We start from the raw sequence: 15,456 nt of genomic DNA, 5'->3' as shown, positions 1-15,456 counted from the left end.
ACCCCTCCGTCACGCGCTGCGCGCGCGCCACCTCCCCTTGCAGGGGAGGATGATCATCCAACCAACGAAAGCCCCGCCCCATGAAATTGCTTGAAGGCAAGACCGTCCTCGTCACCGGCGCATCGACCGGCATCGGCCGTGCCGCCGCCATCGGTGCCGCCCAGCATGGCGCGAATGTCGCGATCAACTATGCCAATAGCGACGGTCCCGCCCAAAGCTGCGTCGCGGCGATCGAGGCGCTGGGCCAGCGCGCCATCGCGGTAAAGGGCGACGTCGCCGACCCGCAGACCGCGCAGGATTTCGTCGCCCGCGCCGTGGACGCCTTCGGCAAGGTCGACGTCATGGTCAGCAATGCGGGCATCTGCCCCTTCCACGCCTTTCTCGACATGCCGGTCGATGTCGTCGAGCGCACCTTTCGCGTGAACCTGCACGGCGCTTATTTCATGGTGCAGGCCGCCGCCCAGCAGATGGTGAAACAGGGCCATGGCGGCTCCATCGTCGCCGTCTCCTCCATCTCCGCACTGGTCGGCGGCGAATATCAGACCCATTACACGCCCACCAAAGCGGGCGTCCATTCGCTGATGCAGTCCACCGCTATTGCGCTGGGCAAGCATAATATCCGCTGCAACAGCGTGTTGCCCGGCACGATCCTGACGGAGATCAACAAGGATGATCTCGCCGACGATGAAAAGCGCCGCTACATGGAACAGCGCACCCCCTTGGGCCGCCTCGGCGCGCCGGAGGATCTCGCCGGACCCATCGTCTTTCTGGCATCAGACATGGCCGCCTATGTCACCGGCGCCGCGCTGCTGGTCGATGGCGGCATGTATGTGAATTTGCAGTGACTCCCAAACCTGCCCCTGTCATCCCCGCGAAGGCGGGGATCCATCTCCCACCATCTCGCCTGCGCGGGAATGACGTCAAGGGGGTCGATACATGAAGCGCGCCATCCTGCTGATCCTCACCCTCCTTTTCACCAGCCCCGCGCACGCCACCCGCCCCGGCAACACCATCCTGATCGCGGGCGATTCCACCGCCGCCGATTATGCCCCCGCCCGTTATCCGCAAACCGGCTGGGGCATGATGCTGCGCTGTGCCGCCGCCCCGGACGTGCGCATCCTCAACCATGCCAGAAATGGCCGCTCCACCCGCAGCTTCCTGGCCGAAGGGCGCTGGGACGCGCTGCGCGCCGACATCATGCCGGGCGACACAGTGCTGATCCAGTTCGGCCATAATGACCAGACCCGTGCCAAGCCCGAACGCTGGGCACCCGCCCAGACCGACTATCGCGACAATCTCCTCCGTTTCATCCGCGACGTGCGGATCGCGGGCGGCGTCCCCGTCCTGCTCACCCCGGTCGCGCGGCGCAACTTCGGCCCGGACAGGCGCGCCATCGCCGATTATCCCGCCTGGTCCGCCGTGGTGCGCGATCTCGCCGCCAGAACCGCCACCCCGCTCATCGACCTGGAAGCCCGCTCCCGCGCCTGGCTCGACCGCGCCGGGCCGGAGGCGTCCAAATCCCTCTACCTCCACTACAGTATGGACGACAAAATCCCCGCCTTCCCCAAGGGCGTCAGCGACGATACCCATTTCAGCGAGCTGGGCGCGCGGCAGGTGGCCGATCTGGTCGCCGACGGGCTAAAGGCTCTGGCCCTTCCCATCTCCGCCAAAATAGCCGACCCTCGCCCGGCCCTGACCCGCACTGCCTCGCTTGGAAGGACGGATTGCCAATGACGATGATCGACCGCCGCACGCTGCTTTCCGGCGCGATCGCCGGTGCCGCGCTAGCCCCGTCACTCGCCCAGGCGCAGGCCATCCCCCTGCCGCCGGGCCTTGTCCGCTTCCCGATATGGCCGGGCAGGGCGCCGGGCAGCGATCATGTGACCGTGACCGAAACCGAAACCCTGCGCCGTGCCGACAGCGGCCCGCATGACAGCCTCTTCACCCATGTCACCACGCCAACGCTGACCCTGACTCGCCCGGCAAAGCCCAATGGCGCGGCGATCCTGCTCATCCCCGGCGGGGGCTACAGCCGCGTCGCGATCGGCCATGAAGGCTATAGCGTCGCCCGCCGCTTCGCCGACGCAGGCTATGCCTGCTATAGCCTTCTCTACCGCCTGCCCGCCGATGGCTGGGCGGCAGGCCCGCAAGCGCCGTTGCAGGACGCCCAGCGCGCCCTGCGCCTCGTCCGCGCGCTTGGTGCCCGTGAGCAATATGACGCCAGCCGCGTCGGCGTGATCGGCTTTTCGGCGGGCGGCCATCTCGCCGCCTGGCTCACCAGCCGCTCGCCAGAACAGATTTACACGCCGATCGACGCCGCCGACAACGAACCGGTCAAGGCCGCCATCGCCGCCTATATGTACCCGGTGATCCAGATGGAGGGCAGCTTCGTCCATCAGGGATCGCGCACCCAGCTGCTCGGCCCGTCCCCATCGCCCGAAACAATGCGCGCCTATTCGCTCGACCAGAATGTCAGCGCGCAAACCCCGCCGGTGTTCATGGCCCATGCGCTGGACGACAAGGTAGTGCCGCCCGAAAACAGCCTCGCCATGCTCGCCGTCCTGCGCGCCAAGGGCATCCCGGTCGAAGCCCATCTGTTTGAAAATGGTGGCCATGGCTTTGGCCTGATCGCCCCGCCTGCCGCGCCCGCGCCCTGGCCCGACCTGTTCCTTCATTTCGCGAAACGCCACGGCCTATGACCAGAAATGTCGCCCTGTTCGTCACCTGCCTGGTCGACATCATGCGCCCGCGCATCGGTTTCGCCGCCATTCGCGCGCTCGAAGCCGCCGGGTGCGAGGTGGTCGTGCCGCAGGGCCAGACCTGCTGCGGCCAGCCCGCGCTCAACAGTGGCGACCGTGACCATGCCGTGGCGCTGGCAAAACAGACGATCGCCGCGCTCGAACCCTATGAAGCCATCGTCGTCCCGTCCGGCTCCTGCGCAGGCACGATCCGCTGCCATTATCCCGAACTGTTTGAACAGGACGCGACATGGCTCCCCCGCGCGCAGGCGGTCGCCGCCAAGACGTTCGAGGTCATGGCCTATCTGGACGAAGTCTGCGGCTGGAAACCCGACGGCGTGCGCCTGCCCGCCACCGCCACCTATCATGACAGTTGTTCGGGCCTGCGCGAACTGGGCATCAAGGCCCAGCCCCGCCGCCTGCTCAACGCGATCGACGGCCTGTCGATGTCCCCGCTGTCAGGCGCGGAAACCTGCTGCGGCTTCGGCGGCACCTTCTGCGTCAAATATCCTGCCATCTCCAACGCCATCGTCGGCGAAAAGGCCGCAGCGATCGACGCCACCGGGGCGAACCTGCTGCTCGCGGGCGACCTCGGCTGCCTGATGAACATGGCGGGCAAGCTCCACCGCGACGGCAGCAAGGTCCGCGCCTTCCATGCCATCGAACTGATCGCGGGCATGGGCGACGGCCCCGCCATTGGCGAGGAAGCATGAGCGATTTCACCACCCCCTCTTTCCTGAATCGCGCCGACGCCGCGCTGGCCGACCCGATCCTCAAGATCGCGGTCGAGCGCACTGCCGGGACAGCAGAAGCCAAGCGCGCCATCGCCATCGACGCCTTCCCCGATTTCGAGGCTGCCCGCACCCGCGCCGCCGCGATCAAGGATCATGTGATCGCCCATCTCGGCCCCTATCTGGAGCAGTTCGAGGCCAGCGCCATCGCGGCGGGCGCGCAGGTCCACTGGGCGCAGACCGCCGACGAAGCCTGTCAGATCGTCATGAATATCTGCAAAGCGGCGGGCGCCAAAAGCGTCGCCCGCTCCAAATCCATGCTGGGGGAGGAGATCGGCCTGCCCCACGCGCTGGAGGAAGCCGGGATCGGCCGGGTCGAAACCGACCTTGCCGAACATATCATCCAGCTCGCCGATGAACGGCCCTCGCACATCATCTGGCCCGCCATGCACAAGACCCGCGAGCAGGTCTCCGCCCTGTTCAAGGCCAAACATCGCACCCCGCACGAGGAAGAAACTATCGCCGCCATGGCCCAGAGCGCCCGGCGCGAACTGCGGGCCAAGATGCTGGGCGCGGATGTCGGCATATCGGGTGCGAACTTCCTGATCGCGGATACGGGCGCGGTCTGCACCGTCACCAATGAAGGCAATGCCGAACTCTCGCTCGTCCCCCCGCGCGTCCATATCGTGACCGCCGGGATCGAGAAGATCGTGCCCTCAATGCCCCACGCGATTCCCATGCTGCGGATGCTGGCCCGCTCCGCCACCGGCGCGGCGCTCACCCAATATACGACCTTCTACACCGGCCCCAGACGCTCCGGCGACCGCGACGGGCCGGAAGAAATGCACATCGTCCTGGTCGACAATGGCCGGACCAAAATGCGCGAGGAAGGTCTGGCGGATATGCTCCGCTGCATCCGCTGCGGCGCGTGCATGAATCATTGCGTCGTGTTCCGCCAGATTGGCGGCCACGCCTATGGCGGCACCTATCCGGGTCCGATGGGCGCGGTCCTCACCCCCGCGCTCGACGGGCTGGCCTCCAATCGTGACCTCGCCCATGCCTGCACCCTCAATGGCAAATGTCAGGAAGTCTGCCCGGTCAAAATCCCCCTCCCCACTTTGCTCAAGGGCTGGCGCGAGAAAAGCTGGCGCGAAGGGCTGGAGCCGACCTCCATGCGCGCAGGGCTGGGCCTCTGGGCCTGGGTCGCCACCCGCCCGGCGCTATACCGCCTCGGCACCGGCCTTGCGATCCGTGCGATCCGCCTGCTCGGCCGCAAGGGCTGGATCGCCAGCCTGCCGCTGGCGGGCGGCTGGACCCGATATCGCGACCTCCCCAAACCCGCCGCGCAAAGCTTCATGACCCAATATCAGCGGGAGCAGCGCAAATGAGCGCCCGCAACGCGATCCTCGCCCGCCTCAAAAGCCCTCCCCCGCTCGCGGCGGAGGCCGCCGCCCTGCTCGACACCCCGGAACGCCCGGCGGTGGATGCCACCAATCTCGAATCCGAATTCCTCGCCCGGCTGGCCCTCCCCAGCGTCAATGCCAGCCATGACGTCATCGCCAGCCTCACCGACCTCCCGGCGGCCATCGCCCGCTACCTGCACGCGGAAAACGAACCCCTCACCCTCTGCTGCCCCCCCGACCCGCGCCTTGCCCCATGCGACTGGTCGGCCTTCACCCTGCACGCCAATGCCGCGCCCGACGAAACCGCCACCCTCGCCATCGCGCGGCTCGGCATCGCCGAAACCGGATCGCTGATATTCGAGACCAGCCCGACCGCGCCGATGCTGCCCAACTTCCTGACGCTGCACCATATCGTGCTGCTACCCGTCGCCGCCATTGCCGCCCATCTGGAGGACGCGCCGCTCCCCGGCCCGCAACCCCGCGCCCATTACTGGATCACCGGCGTGTCCGGCACCACGGACATCGAAGGCACCTATGTCCGCGGCGCGCACGGCCCGCGCTATCTTCACGTCATCCTGCTGCGCGGCGGGATTCTACCCGTCACCTAACTGGGCCGACAGGCGCGTCACCCGTTCCTCGGCCAGCCGCAGATTAAGGAGTTGCAGCAGTTCGACCCCGATCTCGACCGCCTCGGCAGGCAGCCCGGCCAGCAAGTCGTCGCCCAATGCGTCCAGCCGCGCCTGTATCTGTCCCGCCATTGTCTTGCCCGCCGGGGTCAGCGTCACCCGGTTGGACCGCCCGTCATCGGGATCGACCGTCCGCTCGATCCACCCGGCCCGTTGCAACTGGTCCAGCGTCCGCACCAGTGACGGCGCACTGACCTCCAGCAACAGCGCCAGTTCGGCCTGTCGCGGCACCGCGCCGACGCTATCGAGATGCACCAGACACCAGCCCGCGCTCCCGGACACGTCCAGCCCGGCCAGCGCCCCGTCCGCCGCCTGCCGCCACCCCCGCGCCACCGGGCCCAGCCCATGCAACAACGCCCGCCCAGCTTCCCGATCAACCATTTCGATTAGTTAGCTAATTAATCAAAAGCATGCAAGTGCGCGTGATTGTCCAGCTCAGTGTCGGGTTAAGGGGTCCGGGCATCACCCGAACCCCGCTAGGCTCAGGCCCGCCGCGTGCCGGCAAAGGCCGACGCCCCGAACGCCCCCAGCTGCATCGTCCCGGTGACCGCATCGCCTGCGACTTCCGCCTCGCACTCCAGCGTCATTGGCATCGGCATGGTCATTTCCATCTTCCAGATGAGCTTATTGCCCGCGACCTTGCCATCGACCACGTCGAGCGATCCCATCATGCCCGCAAAGGTGCCGTTGAACCGGTCGCCATTGCTGATCACGGTGAACACGCCCTTCTGGTCGCCCATCGGCGTCTTGGCCACGCAATCATAGGCGCCATCGACACTTGCCATCTTGTTCACTCCTTCAGAAATTTCAGTCAGCCAGGGTGCCGGTCTCCACCGGCAGGCCCACCGCGTCAAGCTGCGGACGCACCAGTTTCGCGTCGCCGACCACGACCCAGATCAGCCCGTCGGCATTGATCGCCTCCCGCGCCGCCTTGTCAAAATCGGCCGCCGTCATCGCGCGATAGATATTGGGCAGCGTCTCGTAGAAATCGTCAGCCCGCCCGATCAGGCTGTTGCGCATCATCGCCCCCAGCAGGTCGGACGATGTCTCGAAACTGCCGGGCAGCGACAATATCTGCCCGTTGATCGTCTGGTTGCGCTCGGCCTCGCTCGTCCCCTTGGTCGTCAGGAAATCCTTGATGTCCTGCCGCGCCGCAATGATCGATTCGCCGGTCTTGTCGGTCTGCACCGGGGCATAGACCAGCAGCGGGATCGTGTCCTTGACGCCCGGCAGCGACGTCCCCGCGCCATAGGCCCAGCCCTTGGTCTCACGCAAATCCATGGTCAACCGCGACGTCGTGCTGCCGCCCAGCACTTCATTGGCCGACTGGAGCGTCACCGGATTGTCGGTCCCCTTCTTGCTCGTCAGCACCCCGGCCAGGATCATCGACTGCGGGCTTTGCGGCTTGTCGATCAGGATGATCCGCGCCGGGCGCGCCATCCGGTCCATGCGGAACAGCTTGGTGCCCTTTGGCGTCGCCGGTGCCTTCCAGTCGCCAAAGCGCTTTTCCAGCAGCGGCAGCAACTCGGCGAGACTCGTGTCGCCGGTGACGAAGATCGTCGCATTGTCGGGCCGCAGCCAGCGATCATGGAAGGCGGTCAGGTCCGCCCGCGTCACCGCCCTGACCCCGCTCTCCGTGCCGGACCCGGTGAAGGGAATGCCATAGGGATGCGCCTTGCCATAAAGCAAGGGCGGCAACATGCGCTGGGCGATCGCGGTCGGTTCGGTCTTTTCCGCCGCGATCCGGGTCAGCATCTGCCCGCGCAACCGCTCCACCTCGGTCGGCGCAAAGGCCGGATTACGCACCACATCGGCCAGCAGCCCCAGCGACGCATCCAGATTGGGCTTCAACGCAAACAGCCCCACCGTGGTCCGGTCCATGCTGTTGCCCGCACTCACCGACGCGCCCAGCCGCTCCTGCTCCTGCGCGATGTCCAGCGCGCTGCGGCTTTTGGTGCCTTCGTCCAGCAACGCGGTCGTCAGCGCCGCCGTCCCCAGCTTGGCCCGGTCGTCCGCCGCATTGCCTGCGTCGAACGCCACCGACACCCGCACCGTCGGCACCGTCGCCCGCCGCGCAAACTGCACCGCTATGCCGTTCTTCAGCTTCGCATGTTCGACCGTCGGGAAATCCAGATCGGCCACCGGTTCGATCGGCGGCTCGGCGATCTTGGTGGGCGCTGGCGGCGTCGCCGCGACCGGAGCGGGCGCGGCGGGATCACGGAAATAGGCCGGCTTATGGGTGGCATTCCCTGCCAGCGCATTGTCCGCCGCCGATCGTTCACCCGGCGCCACGGTCAGGCGGAACACCGGCCGCCCCAACCATTTGCGCGCAGCCTCACCCACCTGGGCCGGGGTCGCGGTGGCATAGGCGGCCAGATCCTTGCGATATTTCTCCGGGTCGTTGGAATAGACCGCCCCCTCGGCCAGCGTCACCGCCTTGCCCGAAAAGCCGCCAACCTGCTCAAGTCCCGATATTGTCCCCGCCAGCTGCCGGGTCGCGGCACGCTGCACCTCGTCGGCGGTCGGTCCCTTGGCCAGATAGTCGGCCAGCAGCGCATCGAGCCGCTTGCCCACCGCAACCGCGTCGGTCCCCGGCTTCACATCGACCGTAATCTCGGCGATGCTGAGCTTCTCGAATGGCTGGACGCTGGCCTTGACCCCCACCGCTACCTTCTCGTCCCGCACCAGCGTGGTGTAGAGGCGTGAGGAGGCGAGGCCGCCAAATACCGACAGCGCCAGATCGAGCGCGGGCAGATCCGCGCCATTGACGCCCGGCACCACCCAGTTGCGATAGAGCCGGGTAGCCGCGACATTATCGTGCATCAGCTTTTCGACATCCTTGTCGAGCGTCGGGATGGTCGCATCCACATCCTGCGGCGCGGGACCAGCGGCGATATTGCCGAACCAGCGCTCCACCTTCTTCTTCGCGGTCGCCGCATCAATATCGCCCGCCAGCACCAGCACGGCATTGTTGGGACCATAATGGGTCTTGAACCAGCCCTGCACATCGCTCAGGCTGGCGCTGTTCAGGTCCGCCATAGACCCGATGGTCGAGTGGCGATAGGGATGGCCTTCGGGCAGCAGCGCCGCAAGCTGCGCATATTCGACCAGCCCATAGGGTTCATTCTCCCCCATCCGCTTTTCATTCTGGACGACCCCGCGCTGTGTATCCAGCTTCTGCTGCGTCACCGCGCCCAGCAGATGCCCCATCCGGTCAGATTCCAGGAACAGCGCCCGGTCGAGCGCCCCGGTCGGCACCGTCTCGAAATAATTGGTGCGGTCGAACCAGGTCGTCCCGTTCCAGTCGGTCGCGCCAATATCCTCCAGCCGCCCGAAAAACGGCCCGTCGGCATTTTCGGAGCCATAGAACATCAGATGCTCGAACAGATGGGCAAAGCCGGTCTTGCCCGCCGGTTCAAAGCGCGATCCCACATGATACCAGATCGACACCGCCACCACCGGCGCCTTGCGGTCGGTATGGACAATCACCCGCAGCCCGTTCTTCAGCGTGAATTCCTCATAGGGAATATCGACCGCCGACACGAGGCTGGAGAGCGGGGCTGGCGCAGCACTGGCGGCTTGCGGGGCGGTCTGCGCCACCGCCTGCGTCATGGGGGTCAGGGCAATCGCAGACAGGCCGATCAGCAGGGACAGGCGACGCGACAGGGGGGAAAGGGTCATGAACAACCTCTAAGAAAATGCAGCCGGGTTGGTCACCCGCGGAGGACGCTAGGATAGCGCTGCGTTTTAGCAGCGCAATACGCTTGACGCTGGACAGCGCGGCTGGCCGCGATAGGTTCCGGGACATCATAGATTACAAAGGCTCCCCCATGTTCCGCCGCCTGCCCCTGCTTGCCTCGCTGCTCGCCCTATCCGCGCCCGCCCTCGCGCAGGAACCAGGCTTCTCCCCGGACGCGATCCGCGCCGATGTCAGCTTCCTGGCCGACGATCTGCTCGAAGGGCGCGACGCCGGGACGCGCGGCTATGACATCGCCGCCCGCTACGTCGCCGCCCGCTTCGCCGCGCTCGGCCTGCAACAGGCGGTCAAGGACAGCTGGTATCAGCCGGTCACGCTGGCGCTGGCCGAACTCGATCCCAAGGTGAAGCCCGCGCTCACCATTGGCAGCACCCGCTTCGACACGGCCGGCGACGTCGCCATCGGTGCTTTCGGCCGCGAACCGGTCCAGAGCATAGAGGCGGGCGCGGTGTTCGTCGGCTACGGCCTGCAATCGGACCGCGAGAAGATCGACGATTATGCGGGCCTCGACCTGCGCGGTAAATTCGCCGTGGTCCTTTCCGGCTCGCCAGTCGGAATGCCCAGCGAAGTCGGTGCGCATCTCGCCGCCGAAAAGGCATTGGCCGCGCAAAAGGCCGGCGCCATTGGCCTCATCACCATTCCCAGCCCCAGCCTGCTCGCCCGCACCCCCTGGGAAAAGCTGCGCGACCGCGCCAGCGAACCGACCGTCAGCTGGCTCGACGCACAGGCCAAACCCTTCACCCGCACCCCCGCCATTCGCGGCGGCGCTTCGGTCAATGGCACCGCGACCGACGCCCTGTTCGCCGGGTCAGGCCGCAAGATCGCCGCGATCATGCAGCTTGCGGGCAAGAAGGGCGGGCGTCCCAAGGGCTTTGCCCTCAAGCCCCTCGTCCGGCTTGACCGCACCAGCAGCGTCCGCACCGCCGCCTCATCCAATGTCATCGCCATCCTGCCCGGATCGGACCCGGCACTGGGGCATGAATATGTGCTGCTGATGGCCCATCTCGACCATAATGGCGTGCGGCAAAGCGCAAAGGGCGATGACAAAATCTATAATGGCGCGATGGACAATGCGTCGGGCACCGCGACGATGCTGGCGGTCGCCAAGGCCTTTGCCGACAGCGGCACCCGCCCCAAACGCTCGATCCTGTTCGCGGCGGTCACGGCGGAGGAGGACGGCCTGCTCGGTTCGCAATATCTCGCCCGCAATCCTGTCCTGCCCGCCGGTGGCAGACTCGTCGGCGTGGTCAATCTCGACATGCCGATCCTGACCTATGATTTTGCCGATGTCGTCGCATTCGGCGCGGAACATTCGACGCTCGGCCCAATCGTCGATCGCGCCGCCACATCCGCAGGCGTCACCCTCTCGCCCGATCCGCTGCCTGCCGAAGGCCTCTTCACCCGGTCCGACCATTATCGCTTCGTGCAGGAAGGCGTGCCCTCGGTATTCCTGATGACCGGCTTTGCAGGGCCGGGCAAAGCGGCGTTCGAGCATTTCCTCAAGACCGACTATCATCAGCCGTCGGACCAGATCCGCCTGCCGTTCAACTGGCAGGCTGCGGCAAAATTCGCCCGCGTCAATTACGCCATCGCCCGCGACATCGCCGACGCGCCGCAAGCGCCACGCTGGTATCAGGGCGACTTTTTCGGCGACGCCTTCGCCCCGGATCAGCCCAAGGCCGACAAACCGAAATAAGTCGGGCCGAAAAGAAACGGTCCTTGGTGGAAATTGCGTAGTGCCTCTTGTGTGGCCTTTGGGCAACACCACATCAGCCGCAGTTTCATAAAGAGCCAAGGGCTTCACAAAGGTAAGTCATGAACCTCGAAAAATTCACCGACCGCGCCAAGGGCTTCCTCCAGTCGGCGCAAACCGTCGCAATCCGCATGAGCCATCAGCGGATCAGTCCCGAACATCTGCTGAAGGCATTGCTGGAGGATGAGCAGGGCATGGCGTCGGGCCTTATCAAGGCGGCGGGCGGCGCGCCCGAAGTCGCGTTGCGCGACACGGACGCAGCGCTCGCCAAGGTGCCGTCGGTGTCCGGCAGCGGCGCGCAGCAGACCCCCGGCCTCGACAATGACGCCGTGCGCGTGCTCGACAGCGCCGAACAGGTCGCGGGCAAGGCGGGCGACAGCTTCGTCACTGTCGAACGGCTGCTGCTCGCGCTGACGCTGGCCACCACCACGACGGCGGGCAAGGCGCTTAGCGCCGCTGGCGTGAAGCCCGAATCGCTCAACGCCGCGATCAACCATCTGCGTCAGGGCCGCAGCGCCGACACCGCAGGCGCGGAGGATCGCTATGACGCGCTCAAGAAATTCGCCCGCGACCTGACCGAAGCTGCGCGCAGCGGCAAGCTCGATCCGGTGATCGGCCGGGACGAGGAAATCCGCCGCACCATCCAGATCCTCGCCCGCCGGACCAAGAACAACCCTGTCCTGATCGGCGACCCCGGCGTCGGCAAGACCGCGATCGCCGAGGGGCTCGCGCTGCGCATCGCCAATGGCGACGTGCCCGATACGCTGAAAGACCGCACGCTGATGGCGCTCGACATGGGCAGCCTGATCGCCGGGGCCAAATATCGCGGCGAGTTTGAGGAACGGCTGAAGGGCGTGCTCGACGAGGTCAAGGCCGCGGAGGGCCAGGTCGTCCTCTTCATCGACGAAATGCACACGCTGATCGGCGCGGGCAAATCCGAAGGCGCGATGGACGCGGGCAATCTGCTGAAACCAGCGCTGGCGCGCGGCGAACTCCATTGCATCGGCGCGACCACGCTCGACGAATATCGCAAATATGTCGAAAAGGACCCCGCGCTCCAGCGCCGCTTCCAGCCGGTGTTCGTCGGCGAACCCACGGTCGAGGACACGGTCAGCATCCTGCGTGGCCTCAAGGAAAAATATGAGCTGCACCATGGCGTGCGGATCACCGACAGCGCTTTGGTCTCGGCAGCGACCCTCTCCAACCGCTATATCACCGACCGCTTCCTGCCCGACAAGGCGATCGACCTGATGGACGAGGCCGCGTCGCGCCTGCGGATGGAGGTGGAATCCAAGCCGGAAGAAATCGAAAATCTCGACCGCCGCATCATCCAGCTCAAGATTGAGCGTGAGGCGCTCAAGAAGGAGACCGACAAGGCCTCGGCCGACCGGCTGGCCACGCTGGAAACCGACCTTGCCAATCTGGAGGAACAGTCCGCCTCACTGACCACCCGCTGGCAGGCGGAAAAGGACAAGATTGCGGGCGAAGCCAAGATAAAGGAACAGCTCGACGCCGCCCGGCTCGAACTGGAACAGGCGCAGCGCGCCGGCGACCTCGCGAAGATGAGCGAACTGTCCTACGGCACCATCCCTGGTCTCGAAAAACGCCTCGCCGAAGCGGCAACCGCGTCCGAAGGCGCGATGCTGCGCGAGGAAGTGACGGCCGAGGATATTGCCGGGGTCGTCGCCCGCTGGACCGGGATTCCGGTCGAGCGGATGATGACCGGTGAGCGCGAAAAATTGCTGGCGATGGAAGAAACGCTGGGCAAGCGCGTCATCGGGCAGGCCCATGCGGTGAAAGCGGTGTCCACCGCCGTCCGCCGCGCCCGCGCGGGATTACAGGACCCCAACCGCCCGCTCGGCTCCTTCCTCTTCCTTGGCCCCACCGGCGTTGGCAAGACCGAGCTGACCAAAGCGCTGGCCGGTTTCCTGTTCGACGATGAAAATGCCATGGTCCGCATCGACATGAGCGAATTCATGGAAAAGCATTCGGTCGCCCGCCTGATCGGCGCGCCGCCCGGCTATGTCGGCTATGAGGAAGGCGGCGTCCTGACCGAAGCCGTCCGCCGCCGGCCCTATCAGGTCGTGCTGTTCGATGAGGTCGAAAAGGCTCATGGCGACGTGTTCAACATCCTGCTCCAGGTGCTGGACGACGGCCGCCTGACCGACGGGCAGGGTCGCACGGTCGATTTCACCAACACGATCATCGTGCTGACATCGAATCTGGGCAGCCAGTATATCGCGGCGCTGGGTGATGATGATCCGGTCGAAAAGGTCGAGGATCAGGTGATGGAGGTCGTCCGCGGCCATTTCCGCCCCGAATTCCTCAATCGTCTGGACGAAATCATCCTGTTCCATCGCCTCGGCGTCGCCCATATGGCGCCGATCGTCGATATCCAGGTCGCCCGCGTGCAAAAACTGCTGAAAGATCGCAAGATCGCGCTCGACCTGACCGATGGCGCGCGGGCGTGGCTGGGGCGGGTCGGCTATGACCCGGTCTATGGCGCGCGCCCGTTGAAGCGCGCGGTCCAGCGCTATTTGCAAGACCCGCTCGCCGACCTGATCCTGCGCGGGGAGGTGCCCGACGGATCGCAGGTGCGGGTCGAGGATGGCGACGGCGCGCTGGCGCTCAGCGTCGCCTGACATGACAAGGCAGGAGGGGCCATGCCCCTCCGCCTTGTCAACCGTTGGGGTTCATCCCCGCGCGGCTGCGAGTGATGATGTCATCGGCATCGCGATTCTGCTGCTCGGAAATCGCCCGCCACTCGGCATTGGTCTTGCAGACCCGCTCCTTCTTCACCAGCGAACCGGTGACCTGAAACCGCTTGCACCGCACCGCATCGGGATCATTTTTGTCCAGCGGGGCCTTGTCCTGTGCCAGCGCGGGCATGGCCATGACGATCAGGCTGGACGCAATCACTGCCTTGAACATTCGCACTCCAATTCTCCTAGAAAGGCGGCAGTGCCGACCCCGTCTCTCCGAACGGGCCAGCCTCCATGCCGTCGATCAGATGCGCGGTAGGACGTCGTTCGTCTTGCTCGCATCGGCCGTCGCGTAGAATTGCTTCAATAGCTGCTGCTCCGCAAGCGACAAATGCGGGTTCCACACGTCCAAAATCAGCACCACCCGCAAATGATCGCTGTCGTTCCACGCCTCATGTTCGATCGTGTCGTCAAAGGCGAAGGCGACACCTTCTTGCCATGCCCTCGTTTCACCCCCGACACGAAAGAAACAGCCCGGCGGCACAACCAGCGGCAGATGGACGATAGCACGCGTATTGGTGACGCCCGTGTGCGCGGGAATCCGGCTACCGGGCCTCAGCAGCGAGAAGAAGGCCGATGGCGCCCGCCCCGGAATATCAGCGCGCGGCAAAGCCTCCAGCACCGCAACGGTCTGCGGGCAGGCCGCGCACACCGCTTCGTTCCGCACGCCATATTCCCACAGAAACGCCGCACCCCAATCGAGCGAGCCATCAAGCGCGGTCCATATATTCTGCGGCGTTCCGGCATCCTGCCGCACATAGGGGCGGATCGCCCCGTCATTCTGCCCGATCATCGCCAGAAATTCGGCGCGGATTACATCGGTCTGCGCTTCCAGCGCGTCCATCCAGGGAAAATGATGCCGGTCGAAATATTCGTCCGCGGGCAGAAAGGGATAATGCAGGCCCGAACAATGATTCTGGTAGATCATCCGGCGACCAAATTCCCGGTCCAGACAGGCTTGAAAGCGCCGCTGCGTCACCCTGTCCGCCGATGCCAGCTGTGCGGCAACGCCCGCCTCGACAAAGGCAGCAAATTGCGCCTGATGCGCCATGACAAATGCCCGCGCCTGCGCCAGCGTCTCGACCAGCGCTGGCGGCAGATCGGGCAGTCCCGCGGACAGCGCCAGCGCCTTGCCCCAACTGTCCGCCGCACCTTGCCGTTCATCCAGCCGTTGCTGGAGTTGCGCCATGCGGATTTGCGCCATCAAATTGCGCTGGTCGATGTCGATCGCCGCCTGCAACGCGGCCCGCTCGCCTTCCGCATGGCCCAGCCCGCGCTCTGCCGACGCGACATTCATCCACAGCGCCGCCTCCCTGGGATCAACCGCAGCCGCACCACGAAAATGCCCGCTGGCCGCCGCAAAATCCCGCTGGTCGAGCGCGATCATCCCCAGCAGGTTGAGCGCCTGAGGCTCCCCCGGGTGCCGCGCAAGCGCATCGCGCAATAATTGTTCGGCCGCTGCGACATGCCCCTGCCGCCGCGCCTCCACTGCCTGCTGCACCAACCGGCCCACCGCCAATTCCATAAAGCCCCCCAGCCCATCATCCACCATCGCTACCACAAGCCGGGGCGCTGGCAAGTAGGGGAAAGTCCTGCATCTTGAATGGCCGTAACAGCCATGCGAAG

At 65.7% G+C, this 15,456-nt stretch carries 13 protein-coding genes; 8 read left to right on the top strand and 5 right to left on the bottom strand.

Translation table 11 applies throughout. The features are described 5' to 3' along the window. Nucleotides 1-80: 80 nt before the first annotated feature. The 6 genes from EBBID32_RS20425 (at nucleotide 81) to EBBID32_RS20400 (ending at nucleotide 5,480) form a co-directional block, all read left to right on the top strand. The gene (locus tag EBBID32_RS20425) at nucleotides 81-845 is read left to right on the top strand and encodes an SDR family NAD(P)-dependent oxidoreductase (protein ID WP_006966031.1); all 765 of its coding nucleotides are present in this window, start codon (nucleotides 81-83) and stop codon (nucleotides 843-845) included. Nucleotides 846-936: 91 nt separating this feature from the next. Beyond that, the gene (locus EBBID32_RS20420; RefSeq protein WP_006966029.1) at nucleotides 937-1,734 is read left to right on the top strand and encodes a rhamnogalacturonan acetylesterase; all 798 of its coding nucleotides are present in this window, start codon (nucleotides 937-939) and stop codon (nucleotides 1,732-1,734) included. After that, complete coding sequence (locus tag EBBID32_RS20415) at nucleotides 1,731-2,699, top strand: alpha/beta hydrolase (RefSeq protein ID WP_006966027.1); 969 nt, start codon at nucleotides 1,731-1,733, stop codon at nucleotides 2,697-2,699. The genes EBBID32_RS20420 and EBBID32_RS20415 overlap by 4 nt, the downstream gene beginning before the upstream one ends. Further along, nucleotides 2,696-3,451: a (Fe-S)-binding protein gene (locus EBBID32_RS20410; RefSeq protein WP_006966025.1), complete on the top strand. Its 756-nt coding sequence runs from the start codon at nucleotides 2,696-2,698 to the stop codon at nucleotides 3,449-3,451. The genes EBBID32_RS20415 and EBBID32_RS20410 overlap by 4 nt, the downstream gene beginning before the upstream one ends. Then, the gene (locus EBBID32_RS20405) at nucleotides 3,448-4,857 is read left to right on the top strand and encodes a lactate utilization protein B (protein ID WP_006966023.1); all 1,410 of its coding nucleotides are present in this window, start codon (nucleotides 3,448-3,450) and stop codon (nucleotides 4,855-4,857) included. The genes EBBID32_RS20410 and EBBID32_RS20405 overlap by 4 nt, the downstream gene beginning before the upstream one ends. Continuing rightward, on the top strand, nucleotides 4,854-5,480 hold the full coding sequence (locus tag EBBID32_RS20400) for a LutC/YkgG family protein (protein WP_006966021.1): 627 nt from the start codon (nucleotides 4,854-4,856) through the stop codon (nucleotides 5,478-5,480). The genes EBBID32_RS20405 and EBBID32_RS20400 overlap by 4 nt, the downstream gene beginning before the upstream one ends. On the opposite strand, the gene EBBID32_RS20395 is transcribed toward EBBID32_RS20400, so the two are convergent. The 3 genes from EBBID32_RS20395 to EBBID32_RS20385 all read right to left on the bottom strand — a co-directional run bounded on the left by EBBID32_RS20395 (nucleotide 5,466) and on the right by EBBID32_RS20385 (nucleotide 9,239). Beyond that, the gene (locus EBBID32_RS20395) at nucleotides 5,466-5,939 is read right to left on the bottom strand and encodes a MarR family winged helix-turn-helix transcriptional regulator (RefSeq protein ID WP_037492205.1); all 474 of its coding nucleotides are present in this window, start codon (nucleotides 5,937-5,939) and stop codon (nucleotides 5,466-5,468) included. The two genes, EBBID32_RS20400 and EBBID32_RS20395, sit on opposite strands and share 15 nt — an antisense overlap. Before the next feature lie 101 nt (nucleotides 5,940-6,040). Further along, complete coding sequence (locus EBBID32_RS20390; RefSeq protein WP_006966017.1) at nucleotides 6,041-6,343, bottom strand: hypothetical protein; 303 nt, start codon at nucleotides 6,341-6,343, stop codon at nucleotides 6,041-6,043. A gap of 22 nt (nucleotides 6,344-6,365) precedes the next feature. Then, complete coding sequence (locus tag EBBID32_RS20385) at nucleotides 6,366-9,239, bottom strand: M16 family metallopeptidase (protein ID WP_037492203.1); 2,874 nt, start codon at nucleotides 9,237-9,239, stop codon at nucleotides 6,366-6,368. A 149-nt stretch (nucleotides 9,240-9,388) separates the two neighbouring features. Here EBBID32_RS20385 and EBBID32_RS20380 point away from each other — a divergent pair, with 149 nt between their 5' ends. Then, on the top strand, nucleotides 9,389-11,011 hold the full coding sequence (locus EBBID32_RS20380; protein ID WP_006966013.1) for a M28 family metallopeptidase: 1,623 nt from the start codon (nucleotides 9,389-9,391) through the stop codon (nucleotides 11,009-11,011). A gap of 119 nt (nucleotides 11,012-11,130) precedes the next feature. Beyond that, nucleotides 11,131-13,710 carry an ATP-dependent chaperone ClpB gene (clpB, locus tag EBBID32_RS20375; RefSeq protein WP_006966011.1) on the top strand — a complete coding sequence of 860 codons (2,580 nt, stop codon included), beginning with the start codon at nucleotides 11,131-11,133 and terminating at the stop codon, nucleotides 13,708-13,710. 37 nt (nucleotides 13,711-13,747) lie between these two features. Here clpB and EBBID32_RS20370 read toward each other — a convergent pair whose 3' ends face one another. Beyond that, nucleotides 13,748-13,999 carry a hypothetical protein gene (locus EBBID32_RS20370; RefSeq protein ID WP_006966009.1) on the bottom strand — a complete coding sequence of 84 codons (252 nt, stop codon included), beginning with the start codon at nucleotides 13,997-13,999 and terminating at the stop codon, nucleotides 13,748-13,750. 75 nt (nucleotides 14,000-14,074) lie between these two features. Beyond that, nucleotides 14,075-15,355, bottom strand: coding sequence for an aspartyl/asparaginyl beta-hydroxylase domain-containing protein (locus tag EBBID32_RS20365; protein WP_440590970.1), 1,281 nt, complete (start codon nucleotides 15,353-15,355; stop codon nucleotides 14,075-14,077). Nucleotides 15,356-15,456: the final 101 nt, after the last annotated feature.

The organism is Sphingobium indicum BiD32, from assembly GCF_000382885.1.
Classification (GTDB): Bacteria; Pseudomonadota; Alphaproteobacteria; order Sphingomonadales; family Sphingomonadaceae; genus Sphingobium; species Sphingobium japonicum_C.
This window is presented reverse-complemented; position numbering and strand designations above follow the sequence as displayed.